General features: G+C 71.0%; 17 protein-coding genes. 1 reads left to right on the top strand and 16 read right to left on the bottom strand.

What is annotated here, in order from left to right; all coding sequences use genetic code 11:
• Nucleotides 1-2: 2 nt before the first annotated feature.
• From D9599_RS14330 to D9599_RS14275, 12 genes are all read right to left on the bottom strand, one after another.
• On the bottom strand, nucleotides 3-797 hold the full coding sequence (locus D9599_RS14330; protein WP_198381906.1) for a lysophospholipid acyltransferase family protein: 795 nt from the start codon (nucleotides 795-797) through the stop codon (nucleotides 3-5).
• Nucleotides 798-800: 3 nt separating this feature from the next.
• Entirely contained in the window at nucleotides 801-2,417 is a 1,617-nt protein-coding gene (locus D9599_RS14325; RefSeq protein WP_198381905.1) for an NAD(P)/FAD-dependent oxidoreductase, read from the bottom strand.
• Between the two features lie 2 nt (nucleotides 2,418-2,419).
• Entirely contained in the window at nucleotides 2,420-3,967 is a 1,548-nt protein-coding gene (gene crtI / locus D9599_RS14320) for a phytoene desaturase family protein (protein WP_198381904.1), read from the bottom strand.
• Nucleotides 3,968-4,069: 102 nt separating this feature from the next.
• Entirely contained in the window at nucleotides 4,070-5,659 is a 1,590-nt protein-coding gene (locus D9599_RS14315; RefSeq protein ID WP_198381903.1) for an acyl-CoA dehydrogenase family protein, read from the bottom strand.
• The gene (locus D9599_RS14310) at nucleotides 5,656-6,792 is read right to left on the bottom strand and encodes an FAD-dependent oxidoreductase (RefSeq protein ID WP_198381902.1); all 1,137 of its coding nucleotides are present in this window, start codon (nucleotides 6,790-6,792) and stop codon (nucleotides 5,656-5,658) included. Before D9599_RS14310 ends, D9599_RS14315 begins: the two co-directional genes overlap by 4 nt.
• Before the next feature lie 52 nt (nucleotides 6,793-6,844).
• Nucleotides 6,845-8,023 (bottom strand): DUF3140 domain-containing protein, encoded by a 1,179-nt coding sequence (locus D9599_RS14305; RefSeq protein ID WP_309228627.1) that lies wholly within the window; start codon nucleotides 8,021-8,023, stop codon nucleotides 6,845-6,847.
• A complete protein-coding gene (locus D9599_RS14300; RefSeq protein ID WP_198381901.1) occupies nucleotides 8,020-8,877 on the bottom strand; it encodes a hypothetical protein in 858 nt (285 codons plus the stop codon). Before D9599_RS14300 ends, D9599_RS14305 begins: the two co-directional genes overlap by 4 nt.
• A gap of 16 nt (nucleotides 8,878-8,893) precedes the next feature.
• Nucleotides 8,894-9,733: an aldose epimerase gene (locus D9599_RS14295; RefSeq protein WP_198381900.1), complete on the bottom strand. Its 840-nt coding sequence runs from the start codon at nucleotides 9,731-9,733 to the stop codon at nucleotides 8,894-8,896.
• A 5-nt stretch (nucleotides 9,734-9,738) separates the two neighbouring features.
• Nucleotides 9,739-10,581: an NAD(P)-dependent oxidoreductase gene (locus D9599_RS14290; RefSeq protein WP_198381899.1), complete on the bottom strand. Its 843-nt coding sequence runs from the start codon at nucleotides 10,579-10,581 to the stop codon at nucleotides 9,739-9,741.
• 7 nt (nucleotides 10,582-10,588) lie between these two features.
• Complete coding sequence (locus D9599_RS14285) at nucleotides 10,589-11,869, bottom strand: TRAP transporter large permease (RefSeq protein WP_198381898.1); 1,281 nt, start codon at nucleotides 11,867-11,869, stop codon at nucleotides 10,589-10,591.
• A gap of 31 nt (nucleotides 11,870-11,900) precedes the next feature.
• On the bottom strand, nucleotides 11,901-12,434 hold the full coding sequence (locus D9599_RS14280; RefSeq protein WP_198381897.1) for a TRAP transporter small permease: 534 nt from the start codon (nucleotides 12,432-12,434) through the stop codon (nucleotides 11,901-11,903).
• 2 nt (nucleotides 12,435-12,436) lie between these two features.
• Entirely contained in the window at nucleotides 12,437-13,423 is a 987-nt protein-coding gene (locus D9599_RS14275; protein ID WP_198381896.1) for a TRAP transporter substrate-binding protein, read from the bottom strand.
• A gap of 131 nt (nucleotides 13,424-13,554) precedes the next feature.
• Here D9599_RS14275 and D9599_RS14270 point away from each other — a divergent pair, with 131 nt between their 5' ends.
• A complete protein-coding gene (locus D9599_RS14270; protein WP_198381895.1) occupies nucleotides 13,555-14,907 on the top strand; it encodes an amidase in 1,353 nt (450 codons plus the stop codon).
• Nucleotides 14,908-14,929: 22 nt separating this feature from the next.
• Here the strand turns inward: D9599_RS14270 and D9599_RS14265 are convergent, their stop codons facing one another.
• The 4 genes from D9599_RS14265 to pnp all read right to left on the bottom strand — a co-directional run bounded on the left by D9599_RS14265 (nucleotide 14,930) and on the right by pnp (nucleotide 21,619).
• Nucleotides 14,930-17,179 carry a molybdopterin cofactor-binding domain-containing protein gene (locus D9599_RS14265; protein WP_198381894.1) on the bottom strand — a complete coding sequence of 750 codons (2,250 nt, stop codon included), beginning with the start codon at nucleotides 17,177-17,179 and terminating at the stop codon, nucleotides 14,930-14,932.
• Between the two features lie 12 nt (nucleotides 17,180-17,191).
• Nucleotides 17,192-17,641, bottom strand: coding sequence for a (2Fe-2S)-binding protein (locus tag D9599_RS14260; protein ID WP_198381893.1), 450 nt, complete (start codon nucleotides 17,639-17,641; stop codon nucleotides 17,192-17,194).
• A gap of 170 nt (nucleotides 17,642-17,811) precedes the next feature.
• The gene (locus tag D9599_RS14255) at nucleotides 17,812-19,212 is read right to left on the bottom strand and encodes a nitronate monooxygenase family protein (protein ID WP_198381892.1); all 1,401 of its coding nucleotides are present in this window, start codon (nucleotides 19,210-19,212) and stop codon (nucleotides 17,812-17,814) included.
• A gap of 157 nt (nucleotides 19,213-19,369) precedes the next feature.
• A complete protein-coding gene (pnp, locus tag D9599_RS14250) occupies nucleotides 19,370-21,619 on the bottom strand; it encodes a polyribonucleotide nucleotidyltransferase (protein WP_198381891.1) in 2,250 nt (749 codons plus the stop codon).
• Between the last annotated feature and the right edge of the window lie 540 nt (nucleotides 21,620-22,159).

Genomic DNA, 22,159 nt, shown 5'->3' with positions numbered 1-22,159 from the left:
GTCTAGCCGGATTTGGCGTCGCGAACATGCCGGGGGTCGAAGCGGCGGCCGCGCAGCAGCGCCCGGAAGCGGCGCCAGAGGTCGTAGAACCCGCCCATCCCCTCCGCGCCAGCCGCGACGACCTCGAAGCGGGCGGGGTCGCGGGGGATGGCCTCGGCCGCCAGCCGGTCCATCGTGGCGGTCAGGGCCTCGCGCAGCGCCCCCTCCCGCGCCTCGCGGTCCAGCGCCAGGAGGTCGGCCGCCTCCATCGGAGGGCCGAAGGCGGCCAGCATCTCCGGCCGGCTCTCAGTCCAGAAGACGTAGTCGAGCGCGAGCGGCAGGATGACGGCGTTGGGGGCGATCTCGGCCAGTCGCGTGACGCCGGGCGCGATGACGACGGGCCGCTCCCGCACGTCCTGGAAGCGGCCGGGCACGTTCATCCAGAGCATGGCGCGCGGCGCGGCCAGCACCTCGTTCGCCGTGCGCAGGAAGGCCGCCGCCCCTCGCGCGCCCGGCTCGATGCCGAAGACGCCGAGGCGGCGCATGAAGCGGTACTTCGCCAGCGCCTCCGCCGCCATCGGGATGAAGACGTGGCGGCTCGGGAACAGGCGCGCCGAGAGCAGCATGAAGGCCACCCCGTCCCACCAGGAGGGGTGGTTGGCCAGCACGATCAGCGGCCGCCCGCGATGTTCCTGCGGGATGCCCCAGGGCGGCACCCGCAGCGCGCCCATTCCGCGCCGGAAATGGCGCGAGAAGACGACGTGGAAGAAGGCGAAGAGCCGCGCGTCCCGCAGCGTGACGGGCGACGGCGCGGGCATCCCTTATTCCGCCGGAGCCATGGCGGCGTCCATACGCGCGAGCACCGCGTCGCGCGTGCCGGCGCGGCGAGCCGCCTCGGACATGCCGGGACCGCCCATGTCCTTGTCGAGCGCGTCCGCCGCGATCCAGCCGGACATCATCACCATCGGCATGCCCGGCCCCGGATGCGCCGCCCCGCCCGCGAGGTAGAGGCCCTTCACCTGGCGCGAGCGGTTGCCCGGCTTGAAGGCGCCGAGGAAGGCGCCGTGCGAGGCGAGGCCGTAGATCGCGCCGTCGAGCACCTTGTAGCGCTCGTGGATGTCCTGCGGGGTCAGGGCCCGCTCCACCACGATGCGCTCCTCGATGTCCTCCATGCCCGCGGTGCGCTTGAGCTTGTTCAGGATCACCTGCCGGTACTCGGGCAGCATCTTCGACCAGTCCTGGCCGGGGCGCAGGTGCGGCGTGTGCACGAGGACGTAGAGCGCCTCTCCACCATCGGGCGCGACGGAGGGATCGGTGCCCGAGGGCGCCGCGAGATAGGCGGTGGGGTCGGGCGCGGGGATGCCCTTCTTGTAGATGGCGTCGAACTCCTCCTCCGCGTCGCGCGAGAAGACGAAGTCGTGGTGCCCGAGATGCTCGTAGCGCTTGTTGAGGCCGAGATAGAGCACGACGCCGGAGCAGGCGGGCTTGAAGCCCTTCTTCTCGTATTTGCGTCCCGGCTTGCCGCCGACCAGCTCCTTGTAGGTGCGGATCGCGTCCATGTTGGAGATGACGGCATCGAAGGGAATGGTCTCGCCCTTGGCGACCACGCCCGCGATGCGCGTACCGTTGTCGCGGAGGTCGAGGCCCGTCACCTCCGTCGAAGGCCGCAGCTCCGCGCCGAGGGATTCTGCCAGCTTCGCCAGCCCCTCCGCCACGGCGCGGGTGCCGCCCACGGGATACCAGATCCCCTCGCTCGCCTGCATGTCGCCGATGCCGCAGATGACGGCGGGCGCGAGATAGGGCGAGGAGCCGACATACTGCGTGTAGTGGTCGAGCATCTGCGCGAGCCGCGCGTCGGGCACGTGGCCGCGGATGACCTTGGCCACCGTCTTGCCCATCCGCAGCGCCATCACGTCCTTCAGCGTGTCGGCCTGCATGTTGGACCGGAAGTCCATCGTGTCCGTCAGGTCCTCGACCGACTTCCAGAAGAAGAAGCCCTCGGAGATGCGGTGCAGGTTCTCGGACTCGCGCTGGAAGGCGCGGTAGCCGGCGCCGTTGCCGGGCGCGAAGGTGTCCATCTTGGACGCCATCTCGTCGACGTTCTCGGAGAGGTCGATCCGCGTGCCGTCCTCGAAGAAGCAGCGCCACTGTGGGTCGAGGCGAACGAGCGGCAGATCGCGCGCCTGATCGCGGCCCGCTTCCGCGAAGATGCGGCGCAGCACGCGGGGTACGGTGAGGATGGTCGGCCCCATGTCGAAGCGGAAGCTGCCGCCGTTGCGCCCGCCGGGTGTCGCGGGGGCGTCGAGGTGCAGCACGGCGGCCTTGCCGCCCAGCCATTCGTTCTTGTCGAACAGCGTCACCTGGTGCCCGCGGGCCTGGGCCACGCAGGCGGCGGCGAGGCCGCCGAGGCCCCCGCCGATGACGGCAACCTTTGCCATGCTCAGATCCTCGTGGAGACGGGCGCGCGGCCGAGGTCGCGCAGCAGGAGGTTGGCGCTGATCCGCGCCCCCTCGTAGATCACGGGCAGGCCGGAGCCGGGATGTGTGCCGCCTCCGACGAGGTAGAGCCCCTTCGTGTCGCCGAACCGGTTGCCGGGCCTGAACATGAGCATCTGGCGCAGATCATGCGCGAGGTTGAAGGTCGCGCCATAACCCACGGCATAGTCGTCCCGCCAATCGCGCGGCGTCACGATGCGCTCGTAGCGGATGCGCTGCTCGATGTCGGGCACGCCCAGGCCGCGCAGTCGGTCCAGCGCCAGCTTGCGGTAGCGCGCGGTGTCGGCTTCCGTCCACTCATGGCCGTGTGTCAGGTTCGGCACCGGAACCAGCACGTAGAGGCTCGAATGGCCGGGCGGGGCCATCGTCGCGTCGGTCGCGCTGGGATTGTGGAGGTAGAGGGAAGGCGTCTCGGGCACGATGCCGCCCTCGATCTCCGTGATGTTCCGCTGGTACTCCTCCGAGAGGAGAATGGAGTGGTGCGCGAGGCCGGGGAACTCTCCCTCCACCCCGAGGTAGAGCATGAAGGTGGAGCAGGAGTAGCGCGACCGCTCGATCCGCTTGTCCGACCATTTTCGGCGGATCGCGTCAGGCACCAGCCGCGGCATGGCATGGGCGAAGTCGCCGTTGAGAACAACTGAATCGGCCGGGATCAACGTGCCGCCCGCCTCCACCCCTGTCGCGCGCTCGCCCTCGAAAGTGATGCGGTCCACCGGTGTGCCCAGGCGGAACTCGACGCCGAGGTCGGCCGCCACGCGCGCCATGGCGGTCGCGACCGTGCCGCAGCCCCCGCGCGGGTGGAACACGCCGTGCTCGTATTCGAGGAAGGAGAGGATGGTGAAGAGGCTGGGGCAGCGGAACGGGCTCATCCCCAGGTATTTCGATTGGAAGGAGAAGGCGAGACGCGTGCGCGGGTCGCGGAAGAAGCGGCGCAGGTCCGCATCGACCGAGCGGCCGGGCTTGAGCAGCGGCAGGGCGCGCAGCATGTCGGGCGCCATGAGGTCCGCGGCTTTGGTGAAGGCGCGCTCCAGCACCGGGCGGAAGGCGGCAAGCTTGCGGCGGTTCTCCGCCATGAAGGGCCGCACCCCGGCCGCGTCGCGCGGGTCGATCTTCGCGATCTCCCGCTCCATCCGCTCAAGGTCGGGCGTCGCGTCGATGGTGACGTTGCCGGCGGCGGCCTCGAAGACAAGGCGGTACTGCGGGTCGAGGCGGATCAGCTCCACCTCGTCCTCCAGCCGGGTGCCGCATTCCGCGAAGATCTCGCCGAGGATGCGGGGATAGAGGAAAAAGGTGGGGCCGAGGTCGAAGCGGTATCCCGCCTCCGTCTCCAGCGTGCGGCTGCGGCCGCCGACCACCCGGTCCTTCTCCAGCACCGTGACGCGCAAGCCCCGAGCCGCGAGCAGCATGGCCGAGGCAAGTCCGCCGGGACCGGCCCCGATGATGACGGCGTGCGGCCGCTCAGGGCGCAAGGAGGGGCGGCTGAGGGCGTTCATCGGACTCCGTCGGGCAGGGACACCGGGGATGTTTGCGCGGAAGCCGTGTGCGCAAGGGCTCGTTGAAGCAGGTTGCGCGGATGTTGCGAAGGCACCCGCCGATCAAGCGGGCGCCATCGCCTCGGCCAGCCGGGCCCCGGCACGGGGCAGCAGGCGGCGAAGGAAGAAGCCGCCATCGGCCGCCAGCGCCGGCTCGGCCGCGGCCGCACGGGCCAGCCAGCCGCCGCCAAGCACCCAGCCGGCGGCGTCCAGGAAGGGCGCGGCCGCGGCGCCCGCCACCTCCGGCGGGGCCTCGGCGAGCCGCCGGGCGGCCTCTGCCAAGGCCTCTGCCGGCACGCGCAGGGCTGGGCCGGCCGCCCCTGCCTCCTCCACCAGCAACAGGAAATCCGGTAGCGCGCGGGGCAGCTTGCGGAGGGTGAGGTCCGCTGCCTGGATGCCATTCGTTCCCTCGTAAATCGGCGCGATCCGGGCATCCCGCCAGATCTGCGCCGCCCCGGAATCCTCGACGTAGCCGGCGCCGCCATGCACCTGGATACCGAGGCTTGCGACCTCCACGCCCCGGTCGGTGCACCAGGCCTTCACGATGGGGATGAGAAGGGCGAGGCGCGCTTCGGCCCCCGCCTCGCCCGCCCTCGCCCGGTCGATGCAGACGGCGGCGTCGAGCGTCAGCAGGCGCGCAGCATGGGTCACGGCGCGCATCTCGGAGAGCATCCGCGCCACGTCCGGGTATTCCGCGATCGGCCTTCCGCCCTGCACGCGCTCGGCCGCATAGGCCTCGGCGAGGAGGGTCGCGCGGGCGCACTGGCCGACGCCCTCCACCCCCACGGCGAGCCGGGCCGCGTTCATCATGGAGAACATGGCGGCCAGGCCCCGGTGCGGCTCGCCCACCAGCTCGGCCTCCGCCTCCTCGAAGATCATCGTGCAGGTGGGACAGGCGTGAATGCCCGGCTTGCGCTCGATCCCGCCGCAGCGGAGCGAATTACGCCGGCCGTCAGGCAGTACCTTCGGGCAGGCGAAGAGCGAGATGCCGCGCGAGCCCGGCGGCGCGTCCGGCAGGCGCGCGAGGACGAGGTGGAGCGTGTTCTCCGCGAGGTCGTTCTCCCCCCAGGTGATGTAGATCTTCTGACCGCTGATCCGGTAGCCGCCAACGCCGTCCGGCACGGCCCGCGTGCGGATGGCCGAGAGGTCGCTGCCCGCCTGGGGCTCCGTCAGGCACATGGTGCCGTTCCAGGCGGCGGAGACGAGCGGCGGCAGCAGCCGCGCGGCCTGCTCCTCGCTCGCGTGATGCGCCAGCAGCTCGATCGCGCCTGCGGTCAGCATCGGCATGAGCGCGAAGGCCATGTCAGCGGAGGTCGCCAGCTCGAAGACCGAGGTGAGCATCGCGTGCGGCAGGCCCTGCCCGCCATGGGGTTCCGGCGCCGCGATGCCCTGCCAGCCGGCCGTGCGCCATTCCTCCAGTAGCGCCGCGTAGCCCGGCGGCGTGCGGACGACGCCGTTCTCGATCGCGCAGCCCGTGCGGTCGGCCTCCACCCGGCCGGGGGCGATGCGCTCCTCGGCGAAGCGCGAGGCCTCCTCCAGGATGGCCACGACGTCATCGGCCGCGAGCGGCGTGCCGAGCCGCGCGGAGAGGCCCGGCAGGTCGTGCAGGCGGTTGAGTGCGAGGGCCAGGGCCTCGGCGGCGGGCATCATCATGCGGCGACATCCCCTCTCTGCTGCGCATCACCCGCGGCCCAGCCTGGAAGGGCGGCCATGCGGGTGGGATCACCGATCGCCGCGGCGACCGCGCGTCCGAGCACGGGTCCGAACTTGAAGCCGTGGCCCGAGAAGCCGCTCATGACCACACAGCGGTCGGAGAGCGGCTCAACCACGAAGCGCTCCCCCTCCGCCACGTCGTAGTAGCAGGCGCGGGCCTCGATCACGCGATAGGCGGCGGCCTCGCGAAGGCGCGGCAGCGCGAGGGCGAGGATGGCGTCGCGCTCCTCCGCCGTCGCCTCGCGCGGGTCCTCGGCATCGCCGCGGAGGGAGAAGCGGTGGTCGCCGATCTTGAGCCCCGTGCCGGCAACCGGCGGCACGGCGTAGAACCCGCCTGCCTCGGACAGGTCGAGCACCATGGGCGCCCGCGCCCAGGCCTCGCGCTGCGCGGGCGGTGGTTCCAGATAGACCACCACCTGACGGGAGGGAGTCACTCGCCCGGCGAGTTCGGGTAGCAGGCACGGCGCCCAGGGGCCTGCCGCGACGACCAGCATGTCGGCGGCCATCCTGTCGCCCCCGGAAAGCGTGACGCTCGCCCGCGCCGGATCAATGCCCACCGCCCAGGCGCGGTGAAAGGCAACGCCCCGCGCCCGCAGGTGCCGCGCAAGACCCGCGACGATGCGCCGTGCGAGCAGTACGCCGCCGCGGGGCATGTGGAAGCCCTCCGCCACGCCGCCCGCGCGCAGCCAGGGGAACCGCGCCTCGAGCGTGGCGGGCGGGAGGTCCTCGGCCGCCAGCGCGTGGCTCCGTAGCGCGCGGCGGCTGGCGGCGAACCAGTCCGCCTCCCCGCCAGCGCCGTCTGAGAGGGCGAGCACACCCGTCTCGGCATAGGGGCGCTCTCCGATGGCGGCGAAGACGTCGTCCCAGGCCGCGTAGGCCTCGTCCACCATCCGCATATAGCCGGCGGCGGCACCGTAGGCGTGGCGGATCAGGCGGTGATCGTCCACCGAGGCGCCGCGCAGGTTCGGCACCTCGTCGGCCTCCACCACGCTCACCGCGTGGCCGGCGGCCTCCAGCGCCCAGGCGGCGGAGAGGCCCATGATCCCGGCCCCGAGGACAAGCGCGCGCTGCATGCCCCCATACTGCGCCGCGCCGCGCCCGGGTGCCAACCGGGGCGGCGGGCTCTCAGGTGCGACGTGTCGGCGGCTTGCGCGGCGTGGTCGCGCGGCGCGCAGCGGTGGCCTTCGGCGCGGCCGCGCGACCCGCGCGCGGCTTGGCGGTCGCCGCTCGCTCCTTCGCCGGTGCCTTGGCGGATGTGGTTTTCGTCGCGCGTCCCTTCGCCGGGGCCTTTGCCGGAGTGGCTGTCGTCGCGCGGCCCCTCACCGGAGCCTTCGCTGACGCGGCCTTTGTCGCGCGCGTCCTTGCGGGGGCCTTGGCAGGTGCGGCCTTCGTCGCGCGTCCCTTGCTCGGTGCGGCTGCCCTGGTCGCCCGGGCGGGCGCCTTCGCGGCGGCTCGCGACCTGGCCGGGGCCGCCTTCGTTGCCCGCGCCGCTGGCTTCGCCGCCGTGCGCGCCGCACCCCGAGTGGCGGGCTTCGCGGCGGACTTGGCAGTGCCGCGCCGCGCTGCCGTGGCCGGTGCCTTGGCCGCCGCCGTCCGCCGCGCCGGGGCCCTCGCCGCGCCGCTGCCGGCCGCCTTCGCACCCGAGGCCCTGCTCGCAGTCGCCTTCGACGCAGTGCGGCCAGTGCTGGTCTTCGCCGCCCCTGACTTCGTGCCCGTCGCCCGTGTCGCCAAGGCTTTGGCGCCCTTGGCCCTGGTAGACTTCGCTGCCGGAGGCTCCGCGCTCGCTTTCCGGCCAGCCGGCCTTGCCGCAGGGGTGCCGGCAGGTGCCGCAGCCTTGCGAGGGGCGGTGCGGCGCGCAGCGGTCTCCCGCGCGACGGGCTGGCGCACCGCCGGCTTGCGCGCGGCCGTCCGCCGCGCCGCGGGCTTGCGCGCCGGGGCGGGCGCGTCCTGCCGCGCGTCCGGCCCCTTCATCGGGTCGTGCCCCCAGTTCATCAGGCTGTAGCGCCAGCGGGAATGCTCGATATCCTCGCTCGGGCCCTGCGCCATATGGCGGTGCACATAGCCCACTACCTTGCGCATCTGCGCGAGATCCTCCTCCGAGGGTTCCTCGGGCGGGTTCTCCAGCAGCCGGACGATGTGATGGCCCATCTCGTGGCCGACCGCCTCGCTCTCGCCCTCGCGGACGAAGCCGACGGAGCGGCTCTCCTCGGTTTCAAGCCAGTCTCGCAGCGCGGCGGCTTCCATGTTCACCGCCTCGCGGAAGGCGCGCAGGACCTCCTGCGGATCGGTCGTGTCGTCGCTCACCGGGTCTTTCCCTTGCTCGTGCCCTTCGTAGGGCGCTTGGTCGTGCCGCGGCGTGCCGCGGGAGTGGCGCGGGCCGCCGCCGCCCGGGTGGGCGCCTTACGCGCGGCCGGTTTGGCCGTGGCTCGCGTGGCCGCCTTTGCTGCCGTCTGCTTGACCGGGGCCTTGCGGGTGGCCGGCGCGGCGCGCTTCGAGGGCGCGGTGGCACGCTTCGCCGCCGGGGTCGCGGACTTGCGCGCCGTGCTGCTCGTCGCGGCTGCCTTGTGCGCGGTCGTCGTCCGCTTAGCCGCGGGCGTGCGCTTCGTCGCCGCGGCGGCCGGCTTGCGCGCAGCGGGTGCGGCACGGCGCGTGGTGGTGCCCTTCGCAGCGGCCGGCTTCGCCGGGGTCGCACGCTTCGCCGACGTCACCTTGCCGGTGTCCCGCGCCTTGGCGGTCTTGCGCGCGACATCCGCGGGCTGGCGAGAGAACTGCTTGCCCGCCGCCGTGTCGCGCCGCTTGGCCGCGGTCGTGCGTGCGTATTCCGTGCTGCTCAGCGACTCCCTGGCTTTGCGGGGCAGGTAGCGCTCGCCGGTCTTCCCGCTCTCGCGGCCCGACTTCGTGCCCCAGTCCTCCTCTGTCCACTGGGAGAGATGGTTGTCGGCGCTCTTGCCGCCCTCGTAGCCGCCGCCCGCCTTCTTGTACTCGGCGACCGCAAGCTGCGCCTTGCGCGCCGACCATTCGCCGGCATCACCGCCCTTGCTACCGCGCGTGACGCGCGCCTTCACCTTCTCCCAGAGCTTCGGGTCAGTCCTGCGCGCCGTGCCGGATGCCATGGTGAGGATCTCCGCAATTCGCTGGCGAACGCGGTGCTGCTCCATAAGGTTGCCGGTTGCATCACGTCACGGCCAGCAGCGAGACGCTACCTGTGACCGCGGCGCCGCGCGGGAGGTGCCGCATGTCGCCGAAGGGTGCAAAGTCGGGGCGGTTCGCCACGTCCGGCACGTGGCTTACGGGCTCCGCGCAGATCACGCCCGCGCCGCGTGGCGCGAAGACCTGCAGGTTGCGCGACCAGGCACCCTCGCCCGCCATCGCGAAGGCGCGCGCGCCGAGGTCGAGCCGGAGCGTGCCGTCCCAGCCCGTGTAGTGCGTGTCCAGCCCGGCGAAGGCCTCCTCGCCGCCCTCCAGGCCGTCGGAGGCAGCGAGGCCAACAGGAAGGTTCCGGATGTCGCGCTCGATCATGCCGCTCGCGCGGAAGGCGATGCGCGTGCCGGCCGGGCGGACGAAGAAAGGATGCCAGCCGCTGCCGAAGGGCATTCCCTCCGCCCCGTCATTCGTCACCGTCAGCGCGAGGTGGAAGGCAGCCCCCAGCCGCAGCTCCATGCGCGCGACGTAGAGGTAGGGCGCGGCATCGATCCGCTGCACGAGCACGGCGCGGTCCGCCCCGGTGCTCTCCACCTCCCAGGCGTGCTCGCGCGAGAGACCGTGCAGCGCGGTGCGCTCGGCCACGCGGTTGCAGGGGAAATGCGCGACGCCGCCCGGATGCGGCAGCCGCCCCTCGTCCAGCCGGTTCGTCCAGGGCAGCATCACGAAAGCACCGGCCCAGCTGTCGTTGGGATCCGCGCCCTCGGGCAAGGGGACGAGCACGTCCTCGCGCGCATGGCTGAGGCGGGCCAGGGCGCCGCCGCGCGTGGGCAGCAGGCCGGCCCGCCACTCGCCGCCGGCGATCTCGATCATCCCGCCTAGTCCAGCGAGAACTGGTCCTTCGGCGAGGGCTTCTCCCGCGTGTAGTCCATGGCGGTGTAGCCGCCGCCCTGGTAGCGCTCCGTCACCGGGTCGCCCGAGACCTTGCCGCCGACCTTGTCGCGGAAGGCCTCGGCCGTGTCCTGCGGCTCCCAGCCGATGCGGTTGCGGTGGTCGCCGCCCCAGTAGGTTGCAGGGTTCTTCGAGGCGCCCCAGACCACCGCGTGGCCGATGCGCGGGGCCTCCAGGAAACGCTCCATCAGCCGCGCGAGGTCGGCGTAGGAAAGCCAAGTGGAGAGCATCCGGGCGTCAACCGGCTCGGGGAAGGAGGAGCCGATGCGGAGGTTGAGGTTCTCCACCCCGTGCTTGTCCCAGTAGAGCCGGCCCATCAGCTCCCCATAGGCCTTGGAGAGGCCATAGAAGCCGTCCGGGCGGAAGGCGCAGTCGGCCTCCAGCAGTTCCGCGTTGCCGGCCGGGCGCTCGTGGAAGCCGATGCTGTGGTTGCTGCTGGCGAAGAGGACGCGGGCGCGCTCCCGCCGGGCGGCCTCGTAGATGTGGTAGAGGCCGCGGATGTTGGGGCCGAGCACCACCTCGAAGGCCTGCTCGGTGCTGACACCGCCGAAATGCAGGATCGCCTGGCAGCCCTCGGCCAGGCGCAGGATCGTCGGACCGTCGTTGAGGTCGGCCTTCGTAAAGGCGGCGCCCTCCGGCACCGCGTCCGGAAAAGGGGCAATGTCGGTCAGCCGCAGCTTGTACCCGGCGCTTGCCAGCGCGGGCGCGAGCGCGCGGCCGAGGTTGCCGGACGCCCCGGTGAGCAGGACGGGGCGTGTCTTGTCGGTCATGAGGGCCTCAGCGGAAAACGGACGGGAGCCAGAGCGAGAGCCAGGGAATGTACGTCACGGCCAACAGGACGACAAAGCTGGCGATGTAGAAGGGCGCGCTCGTGCGCGTGGCCTCCCACATGGAGACCTTGCCGACCGCGCAGGCGACGAAGAGCAGCGGCCCTACGGGCGGCGTGATGAGGCCGATGCCGAGGTTGAGGATCAGCACGATGCCGAACTGCACGGGGTCCATTCCGGCGGCCACAGCCACCGGCAGGAAGACCGGCGTGCCGATCATGATCAGCGGCGCCATGTCCATGAAGGTGCCGAGCACCAGCAGGACGACGTTGATCAGCAGCAGCATGGCCAGCGGGTCGGAGGTGATGCCCTTCATCATCGCGACGGCCGCGGCGGGCACCTGCATCAGCGCCATCAGCCAGCCGAAGGCGGAGGCCGTGCCGATGATCAGCAGCACCATCCCCGTGGTGCGGCAGGCGCCGAGGACGGCCTCCTTGAAGGCCTCCCAGGTGAGGCTGCGATAGACGAGGCCGATGACCAGCAGGGCGTAGATCACGGCAACGCAGGCGCTCTCGGTGGCGGTGAAGATGCCCGAGCGAACGCCGGCGAAGATGATGACAATGAGCATCAAGCCGGGGATGGCGCCGACGGCGAGGCGCAGCAGCGCCCACCAGCCCGGAAAGCTCTCCCGCGGGTAGCCGCGCCGGACGGCGACGAGCCAGGCGACGAACATGATGGTCAGCATCAGCAGCAGGCCCGGGATGAGGCCCGCGGTGAAGAGGTCCGCCACCGAGATCGCGCCGCCGGCGGCGATGACGTAGAGGATCATATTGTGGCTGGGCGGGATCAGCAGGTCGATCAGCGCCGCGTTGGCGGTGACGTTCACTGCGTAGTCCGGCGCGTAGCCACGAGCGCGCATCTGCGGGATCATCACGCCACCGATGGCCGAGGCGTCGGCGACGGCCGAGCCCGAGACGCCGCCGAAGAGCGTCGCCGCGACCACGTTCACCTGGCCCAGCCCTCCGCGCAGGTGCCCGACCATGGCGGACGCCAGCGCCACGAGGCGGTCGGCGATCTGGCCGCGCATCATCAGGTCGCCGGCGAAGATGAAGAAGGGGATCGCCAGCATGGAGAAAATGTTCATGCCGGAGGCGATCTGCTGGAAGACCACGATGGCCGGCAGGTCCATCCAGAGCACCGTGACGAAGGCGGCGATGCCCAGCGCGAAGGCGACGGGCGTGCCGATCAGCAACAGCAGCGCGAAGCTGCCGAGCAGGACCGCGATATCCATGGGGGCGTTCTCTTCCGCGCTGCGGCTGGCGTCAGGCGTCGGTCAGGATGGGTTTGGGGTGCATGTCCGCCGGCGCCCGCATCCCGGCCGCGTGGGCAAGGAGGCGCTCGATCCCGAACAGGGTGATGAGCACGCCGCCGAGGACGAGCGGCAGGTACTCCACCGCGCCGCTGAGCCCGATGGTGGGGAGGGTGGTGTCGGCCACCTCGGCCGCGAGCTGGCCGGTGAACCAAGCCATGCCGATGCCGAAGGCGGTGATGCAGAGGTCGGACACCACGTCGCAGAGCCGTTCGAGCGGGGCGGGCAGCAGGGTCTTCAGCGTGTCGAAGCCCATGTGGAAGCCCTCCCGCACGCCGACGGCGGCGGCACCCATGATGGTCCAGGCCATCAGCATCATCGCGGCCGACTCCGCCCAGGAAGGCGTGTCGTTCAGGACGAAGCGCCCGAAGACGGCGTAGGCCACCACCGCCACCATCGCGAGCAGCGCGAAGGCAGCGACGAAGAGGGTGACGCGGCAAATGGCGTCCAGCGCGGCCGAGAAGCCGCGCTGAGTGGTGGCGAGCACGATCAGGTCGACTCGCGGATGCGGGAGACGATGCCCTTCATGCGGGCGTCGCTCACGAAGCGGTCGTAGACCGGGCCCATGGCGCGCTCAAAGGGGCCCTTGTCCATGGTGTTGATCTGGGCGCCGGCGGCGATGACGGCGGCCTTGGCCTCCTCGCTGCGGGCCTGCCACAGGCGGCGCATCTCCGGCACGCTGTCCTTCGCAGCCTGGCGCAGGATATCTTGCAGCTCCTTCGGCAGCCGGTCGTAGGAGCGCTTGGCCATGACCAGGATCTCTGGCGCCATGGAGTGCTCGGAGACAGAGTAGAACTTCGCCACTTCGAAGTGCCGGAAGGACTGGTAGGAGGGGTAGTTGTTCTCGGCCCCGTCCACCACGCCGGTCTGGAGGGCGGAATAGACCTCACCGGTCGGCAGCGGCGTGGGGTTGGCTCCGAAGGCGCGCATCATCGCCACCCACATGTCCGAGGCCTGCACGCGGACCTTCTGGCCGCGCAGGTCGCCCGGCTCGTGGATCGCCTTCGTGCGCATGTAGAAGCTGCGCGCGCCGCTGTCATAGTAGCCGAGCGGGATGAGGTTGTGGCGGGGCCCGCTGGACATGATGTCGTCGCCAATCGCGCCATCCAGCACGCGGTGCATATGCGCCTCATCCCGGAAGAGGAAGGGCAGGCCAGGGATCACCGTCTCGGGGATGAGGGAGTTGAGGCTTGCCGAGTTCACGCGGTTGAGGTCGATCACCCCGAAGCGTGTCTGCTCCAGCGTGTCCTTCTCCTCGCCGAGCTGGCGGGAGCCGAAGACCTGGATGCGGAGACGCCCGCCCGAGCGCTCCTCGACCTGCTTGCTCATGAACTTCACGGCCTCGACCGTCGGGTAGCCATCCGGGTGGACGTCGGCGGAGCGGAGCGTAACTGCCTGCGCGGAGGCGCGGCCGGCGATGAAGGGGGCGGCGAGCGCACCCAGGAGCAGGGCGCGGCGAGGCGCGTGGATGGTCATGGACAGTCTCCCGATGTCGCAGGGGCCCCTTGACGGTAACCCAATGGTTATTCGCAACGTGCTGCCAGCCGCCATCCGCTGTCAACGCTGCTCGCATTGCCGTCCCTTCATGGGCGCCGCATCATCGACCAATGAAGACGATCGACGCCGCCGCCCGTGCCCTGGCCGATGGTGGGACCACCGCCGCGCAGCTTGTGGAGGAGGCCCTCGGCCGAATTGCGGACCCTGCCGGCGAGGGCGCACGCGCCTTCGTCGAGGTGCAGGCGGAAGCCGCGCGCACGGCCGCGGGGGCGATGGATTCGCTCCGCCGCGCCGGCCGTGCGCCAGGCCCCTATGCGGGCATTCCCATCAGCATCAAGGACCTCTTCGACCAGACGGGCGTGGTGACACGCGCGGGCTCGCTCGCGCTGCGCGACGCACCGCCCGCAACGGCGACCGCGCCCGCCATCGCGCGGCTGCAACGCGCGGGCTTTGTCGTGCTCGGGCGCACGAACATGGTGGAGTTCGCCTTCTCCGGCACCGGTCTCAACCCGCATTACGGCACGCCCCTCTCGCCCTATGACCGCGCGACGAGGCGGGCGCCGGGCGGCTCCTCCTCCGGCGCCGCGGTCGCGGTGGCGGACGGGATGGGCTTCGGCGGGATTGGCTCCGATACCGGCGGATCCTGCCGCGTGCCGGCCGCGCTCTGCGGCGTCGCCGGCTTCAAGCCGACCGCGCGGCGCGTGCCGCTGGCGGGCGCCTTCCCGCTCTCCACCACGCTCGACAGCATCGGGCCGCTCGCGCCCTCCGCCGCCTGCTGCGCCATCCTCGACGCGGTAATGGCGGGGGATGAGGATGCCGCTCCGCCACCGGCCGCTTCCCTCGACGGGCTACGCCTCGGCCTGCCCAGTTCCACCTCGCTCTTCGACGGGCTTGCTCCCGCCGTCATCGCCGCCTTCGAGCTGGCGCTGCGGCGGCTGGAGGCGGCGGGGGCACGGCTGATGGACGTGGCCTTGCCGGAACTGGCGGAGATCCCTGCGGCCAACGCCACCGGGGGCTACGCAGCGGCCGAAGCCTGGGCGCTGCACCGAGACCTGATCGCCCGCGCGCGGGACCTCTACGACCCGCTTATCCTCGCGCGGATCGAGCGCGGCTCGGGGATGAGCGCGGCGGACCTCATCGAACTGGGGGCAGCGCGCGCACGCATCATCGCGGCCACCGCCCTGCGCACGGCGCCCTTCGACGCCATCGTCGCCCCCACCTGCCCACTGACGCCGCCCGCCATCGCGGAGCTGTCCACGGCGGAGAGCTTCAACCGGATCAACCTGCTGCTGTTGCGGAACACGGCGGTCGGGAACTTCCTCGACCGCTGCTCCATCAGCCTGCCCTGCCATACGCCGGGCGAGGCTCCCGTGGGGCTGATGCTGATGGGGGAGAACGGCGGGGACCGGCGACTGCTCGCCGTCGCCCGCGCGGTGGAGGGGACGTTGACGGGCGGGGAGTAGTCCTCCCCGCCCGCCAGGCCGGCTAGGCGGAGCCGAGCCGGGTCTTGGACATCGGCAGGCTGCGGATGCGCTGGCCCGTGAGCGCGGCCACCGCGTTCGCCACCGCGGGCGGCACGCCGGGCACACCGGGCTCGCCCACGCCACCGAGCGCCGCGCCGCTCTCCACCACCTTCACATGCACCCGCGGCATCCGGGCATGGGGAAGGATGGTGTAGGCGTCGAAGTTCCGCGCCTGGGGCTCGCCGTTCTCATAGACCACCTCCTCCAGCAGGGCCGAGGAGAGGCCGATGGCGGCCGCAGATTGCACCTGCGCCTCAATCAGGCCGGGGTTCACGGCCCGGCCCGGGTCGATCGCGATCCAGAGGTCATGCACCCGGATCTCGCCGTCGGTGATGGAGACCTCGGCGATGGTCGCGACCTCCGAGCCGAAGGGCGAGGCCATGGCGACGCCGCGGGCGCGCTTGCCGCCCTCGGCATCGAAGGGACCGCGCTTCCAGCCGCCTGAAAGATCGGCCACGGCGCGCAGCAGCGTCGCGTGGCGCGGGCTGTCCTTCAGCATCGACAGCCGCATCTCGAAGGGGTCCTTGCCGCCAGCGGTGGCCAGCTCGTCAAGGAAGGACTCGTAGAAGAAGTCGTTCATCGAGTGGCCGACCGAGCGCCAGAAGGCGATGACCGGCGGCTGGCGCACCTTCACGCAGTCCACCCGCTTCGCGCCGATCGCGTAGGGCTTGCCGGCGATGCCCTCGACCATCGAGGGATCGACGGGGGCGTTGGCGGCGAAGTAGCGGCCGATGGGCCCCTCCCCCACCGCCGCGGCCTGGAGCGCGACGGGCATGCCGTCCGCCCCCACCGCGCCCTTGAAGCGCACGAAGCCCATGGGCCGGAAGGCGTCGCGCAGGAACTCCTCCTCGCGCTTCCAGATCACCTTCACCGGTCGGTTCACGGCTTTCGCAAGGGCGATGGCCTGCGGGTAGGGCGCGGCGGCGTCGTAGGTGAAGTGGCGGCCGAAGAAGCCGCCGAGGATCGGCGAGTGGACCTTCACCTTGGAGGCATCGAGCCCGGCCGCCTTGGCGGCGAGATCCTGGAAGACCTCCGGCGCTTGGTTAGGCATCCAGAGTTCCAGCGTGCCGTCCTCGTTGAAGCGCGCGATGGTGGAGGGCGGCTCCAACTGCGCGTGGGCGAGGTAGGGGGCGTCGTACTCGGCCTCGATCGTCTTGCTGGCGCCCGCGAAGGCGTCGGCCAAGTTGCCGCTCTCCTCCGCGGGGCTGCCGGCGCCCTTCTCCGCGCGCAGCGTGGCCAGCATCCCCGCCGAGGAGAAGTCGGCGGGCAAGGCGCGGTCGTGCCGGCCCTCGGCCCAGGTGACGTTCAGCGCCTCCGAGGCCGTGCGGGCGCGCCACCAGCTATTCGCCAGCACGGCGACGGCGCCGGGCAGCTTGTGGACGGAATGCACGCCGGGCATGGCCCGCACCTCGGCCTCGTTCGCGATCTCGCCCGGCTCCTGACCTAGGCGCGGCGCGTGGATCACGCTCGCCTGGAGCATGTTCTCGACCGTGAGGTCGATGCCGTACTGCGCGCGCCCCGTGGACTTGTCGCGCGCGTCCAGCCGCGGCACGGGCTTGCCGATCCAGCGGAAAGTCGCGGGATCGCGCAGCGCGGCAACCTCGCTCGGCTGCAGCTTCATCGCGGCCTCGGCCAGCTCGCCGTAGGCGAGGCTGCGGTTCGATGCCTTGTGGATCACGCGGCCGGGCTCGGTGGCCAGCTCACCCTCCGGCACGTCCAGCCGCGCGGCGGCGGCGCGGACGAGCAGGTTGCGCGCGGTGGCGCCGAGCTGGCGCATGGTGTCGTAGCTGGAGCGGACCGAGAGGCTGCCGCCCGTCAGGCGCCGGCCGTTGACGATGAGGTAGTCGGCGCCGGGCGGGGCGCAGTCCACGATGAAGTTGGCGGGGTCGACGTCCAGCTCCTCGCCGACGATCTGCGCCATGGCCGTCGCGATGCCCTGCCCGCCCTCCACGAAAGGCGAGAGCAGCCGCACCTTGCCGTCGTTGCGGATCTCGAGGAAGGCCGGGACCTTGGTGCCCGGACGGGGAGCCACCGCAGCCATGCCCTCGCCCTGCGCGCGGGCGGTGCGGGCGCGGACCATCGTGCCAAGCAGAAGCGCGCCCGCGCCGATGCCGAAGAGGCCGCGGCGGGAGAGATTGGCGACGCCCCGCTCGGGGATCGTGACCGTCGTGCCGAGAAACGCCTCGGTGCCGGGGAGATTCATGCCATCCATGATGCGCACCCTTCAGGCCGTCGCGGCCTGCCGCACGGCGGCGGCGATGGCGTTGTAGGTGCCGCAGCGGCAGAGATTGGTCATGGCCGCGGCGATGTCCTCGTCCGTCGGCTTGGGCGTCGCCTTCAGCAGCGCGGTCGCGGCCATCACCTGGCCGGACTGGCAGTAGCCGCACTGGGCCACCTGACCGGCGACCCAAGCTTCGACGATCTTGGCGCCGACCGGATCGCTCTCCATCGCCTCAATGGTCGTCACCTGGGCGCCGACGACGCTCTCGGCGGGGGTGACGCAGGAGCGGGTGGCGTTGCCGTCCACCAGCACCGTGCAGGCCCCGCACTGGGCGATGCCGCAGCCGTATTTCGTGCCTGTCATGCCGAGCGTGTCGCGGAGCACCCAGAGCAGCGGCGTGTCGCCCTCGGCGTCCACCTGCTTCGTCTGGCCGTTGATGTTGAGTTCCAGCATCGCTGCCTCTGTTCCTTCGGCCCCAACGGGCCGATCGACACAAAGCTAGGGCGCTTCTGGCGAGAATGTCAGCGGGAGCCCCGGCAACCTGCCATCACTCTCCGGCGAAGCGCACGAAAAAGGCCCGTTCCCCATCAAGGGGAACGGGCCTTTGGAGGGCCGACGCTCGCTCAGCGGCCAGTCATGATCCGGCCAACGAGTTCCTTCACGGTCGGGATGAAGCCGTTGGAGTAGAAGGGATCCTGCGCGAAGCGGTAAGCGTTGTGGCCGGCGAACATAAGGTTGTGCTCGGGGTCGCCGCCATGGCCGATGTCCTGGAGCGTCTTCTGGATGCAGAAGGAGCGCGGATCGGCCTTCTTGCCGTTCGAGTGATCGTCGGTGTGCTGCGCCCAGTTGGAGAAGCGGCACTGTGAGAGGCAGCCCATGCAGGCGATCTGGTCGGCCACGATCTGCCGGCTGGTCTCGGGCGTCACGAAGATGAGCGTGTCGTCGGGGGTGCGCAGCGCCTCGGTATGGCCCTCGGCTTCCCACTGGCGGACATGCTCGAGGTCGGCGGGCACGAGGTAGACGGGGCGCTTGCGCGGCCCCACGCCATAAGTCGCGGAGTGCTCGCCCACGGGCTGCACGGTATAGGCCACCTGACGGTGACTGCGCCCCTCCAGCTCGCGCAGAAAGTCGTTGCGCACCGCGCTGCTGTAGAAGCCGGTGGGGGAGAAGTTCTGGAGGGACACGTCGCCGGGCTTGAGCGTCAGCAGGCGCTGCTTCCAGGCATCGGGGATCGGGCTCTCGCGCGTCACCAGCGGGCGGGTGCCGAACTGGAAGGCGATCGGTCCCAGCTCGGGATTGTCGATCCAGTCCTCCCACTCCTCGAGCCACCAGACGCCGCCGGCCATGATGATCGGCACGTCGCCGAGGCCGAACTCGCGCATCTGCTGGCGCAGCTTCAGCACGCGGGCATAGGGCGCCTCGGGCTTGCGCGGGTCCTCGGAGTTGGAGAGGCCGTTGTGGCCGCCGGCCAGCCAGGGATCCTCGTAGACCACGCCGCCCAGCCACTCGCTGGCCTTCGAATAGGCGCGCTTCCACAGCGCGGAGAAGGCACGGGAGGAGGAGACGATGGGGTAGATGTGCACGCGGTACTCGCGCGCGATGTCGGCCAGGCGATAGGGCATGCCGGCGCCGCAGGTGATGCCATTGATGAGGCCGCGCGCGCCCTCCAGCATCCCGCGCGCCACGCGCTCCGCCCCGCCCATCTCCCAAAGGATATTGGCGTGGACGCGGCCCTTGCCGTTCGAGCGCTCATAGGCCTCGCGCGCCTGGGCGATGCCGCCGGCGATCCCGTAGGCGACCAGCTCCTCGTGCCGCTCGCGCCGGGTCTTGCCGTGGTATTCCTGGGGAATGATGCGCCCCTGGGCGTCGTAGCTGTCTGCGTTGACCGCGGAAAAGGTTCCGACGCCGCCTTCCGCGGCCCAGTTGCCGGCAGAGGCGCCGTTCGACGCGGAGACGCCCTTGCCGCCCTCGACGAGGGGGAGAACGTCGGCACCGCCCATGCGGATGGTGTTGATCGCCTTCACAGCCGGGGTGTTCCTGGAACGGGGACAAACATGGGTTAAGCGGGAGGCGCCCATATGGCGTCGGCCGGTGGAAAGGAACAGTCCTTCCGGCACGATCAGGGCAATGTTTTAGGGGATGAAACAGGGGCGGAACCTTGGTCCCGCCCCGTCGTTTCCTTTAGTCCTCGCGACGGCGGGGGGCGCGGTCGCCGCCCCGGTCACCACGGTACCCATCGCGGTCGCCACGCTCGCGGCGCGGGCCCCGCTCACGGCCTTCGCCGCCTTCCTCGCCCTCGGGGCGGGGACGCTTGGCGCCGACCTGCTCGGTGATGTCGGCGCCCGAGGCCTGGTCCACCGTCCGCATGGACAGCTTCACCTTGCCGCGGTCGTCGAAGCCAATGACCTTCACCTTCACCTTGTCGCCGACGGAGACGATGTCGCCCGTGCGGGCCACGCGGTCCTGCGCCAGCTCGGAGATGTGGACGAGGCCGTCCTTGGCGCCGAGGAAGTTCACGAAGGCACCGAAATCGGCGACCTTCACGACGGTGCCGTTGTAGATCACGCCCACCTCGGCCTCGGCCGTGATGCCCTTGATCCGGTCGATGGCGGCCTGGGTCGCCTCGGGGCTGGAGGACGCGATCTTGATCGTGCCGTCGTCCTCGATGTCGATCTTCGTGCCGGTCTGCTCGACGATCTCGCGGATCACCTTGCCGCCCGTGCCGATCACTTCGCGGATCTTGTCCTTGGGCACGTTGATCACGGTGATGCGGGGCGCGTTGGCCGCCACCTCGCCGCGCGAGCCCGAGAGGCCCTTGGCCATCTCGCCGAGGATGTGGATCCGCCCGTCCTTCGCCTGATCGAGCGCGATGCGCATGATCTCGAAGGTGATGGAGGTGATCTTGATGTCCATCTGCAGGGCGGTGATGCCCTGCTCGGAACCGGCCACCTTGAAGTCCATGTCGCCGAGGTGGTCCTCGTCGCCGAGGATGTCGGACAGCACGGCGAAGCCCTTCTCCTCCTTGATGAGGCCCATGGCGATGCCGGCGCAGGGGCGCTTGAGGGGCGTGCCCGCGTCCATCAGCGACAGCGAGGTGCCGCAGACGGTGGCCATGGAGGAGGAGCCGTTGCTCTCCGTGATCTCGGAGACGACGCGGATCGTGTAGGGAAACTTCTCCTTCTCCGGCAGCAGCGGGTGGATCGCGCGCCAGGCAAGCTTGCCATGGCCGATCTCACGCCGGCCGGGCGAGCCCATGCGGCCGGTCTCGCCCACCGAGTAGGGAGGGAAGTTGTAGTGCAGCATGAAGTTCTCCCGGTACTCGCCCGGGAGTGCGTCGATGATCTGCTCGTCCTGGCCGGTGCCGAGAGTGGCCACGCAGAAGGCCTGGGTCTCGCCGCGCGTGAACAGCGCGGAGCCGTGGGCGCGGGGCAGCACGCCAACCTCGGCCACGATCGGGCGCACGGTCTTCGTGTCGCGGCCGTCGATGCGGATGCCGGTGTCGAGGATCGTGTTCCGGACGACGCTCGCCTCGAGGTCCTTGAGCAGGCCCTTGGCGGCGGCGACGTCGTGGCCCTCGGCCTCCAGCTTCTCGACGATGGACTTCTTCACCGCGCCGACCTTGGCGTAGCGGGCCTGCTTCAGCGTCTCCTTGTAGGCCTCGGCCATGTCGGCGGCGCCGAGTTCGGCGATGCGGGCCTTGAGCGCCTTCTCGGCATCGGACACCTCGGCCAGCGGCCAGGGCTCCTTGGCCGCGCGCTCGGCCAGCTCGATGATGCCCTGAATGACCGGCTGGAAGGACTTGTGGCCGAACTCGACGGCGCCGAGCATCACGGCCTCGGAGAGCTCCTTCGCCTCGGACTCGACCATCAGCACGCCCTCGGCTGTGCCGGCGACGACGAGGTCGAGCTCGCTCGTCTTCACCTGCTCGAGCGTCGGGTTGAGGATGTACTCACCCCCGGCATAGCCCACGCGGGCGCCGGCGATCGGGCCGAAGAAGGGGATGCCCGAGAGGGTCAGGGCCGCGGAGCAGCCGACCATGGAGACGATGTCGGGGTTGTTCTCGAGGTCGTGCGACAACACGGTCGCGACCACCTGGACCTCGTTGCGGAAGCCCTCCGGGAAGAGCGGACGGATCGGGCGATCGATGAGGCGGGAGACGAGGGTCTCGTTCTCGGAGGGACGGCCCTCGCGCTTGAAGAAGCCACCCGGAATCTTGCCGGCCGCAAAGGCCTTTTCCTGGTAGTTGACGGTCAGCGGGAAGAAGTCCTGGCCCGGCTTGACGTTGCGGGCGCCAACCACCGTGCAGAGGACGATGGTGTCGCCCAGGCGGGCCATCACGGCGCCGTCGGCCTGGCGGGCCACCTTACCGGTCTCGAGGGTCAGCGTCTTGCCGCCCCACTCGATGTCCTTGCGGTAGTAGTTATCGAACATGCGTGCATCCTGTCGGCCCCGCCGGGCCGGATTGCCTGGCGGGACGGTGTTGCGACGCGGATGGGATGAAGGGTGTCTGCGCCCCTCTGGCCCGCACTTCGGGCTTGGGGGTCCCCGGCGCTTCGGGCGGCATGGGGTCCGCGCGCCAGGTCTGCGCGACGGGGGTCCATGTGGCCGGAAACGCCGCGGCGTGGCCGTTCCTGTCAGCCCACCGCATACGCGGAGGGCGGGCTGGACCATGGAGGCCAAGCCCGGCGGGCCGCTATATGGCCCCTTCGCCCGCCGAAGGCCAGGGGAAAACGGGCCGCGGGCAAAGGCTGATCGGCCTATCAGGCGCGGCACCCGCGGAGATCGCCACATGGTCTTTAACAAGGGCTAATCCGGCCGGAGCCGGGGTGGTTGCAATCCGTTCATTCGGACACCACCTCAACCCTGCCACGCTGGTTCGGACGCTTTCCTCGCCCTCTCACGGGGTGACCGGGCCCGCTCCCCGCCGGTTCCTGGCTCCTCGTCGGGACCGGCCCGCGGGGCAACCTCTCT

Source organism: Roseomonas sp. KE2513, from assembly GCF_016107305.1.
Classification (GTDB): domain Bacteria; phylum Pseudomonadota; class Alphaproteobacteria; order Acetobacterales; family Acetobacteraceae; genus Roseomonas.
Note: the sequence above shows the minus strand (reverse complement) of the source record. Positions and strands in the feature narration are given on the sequence as shown.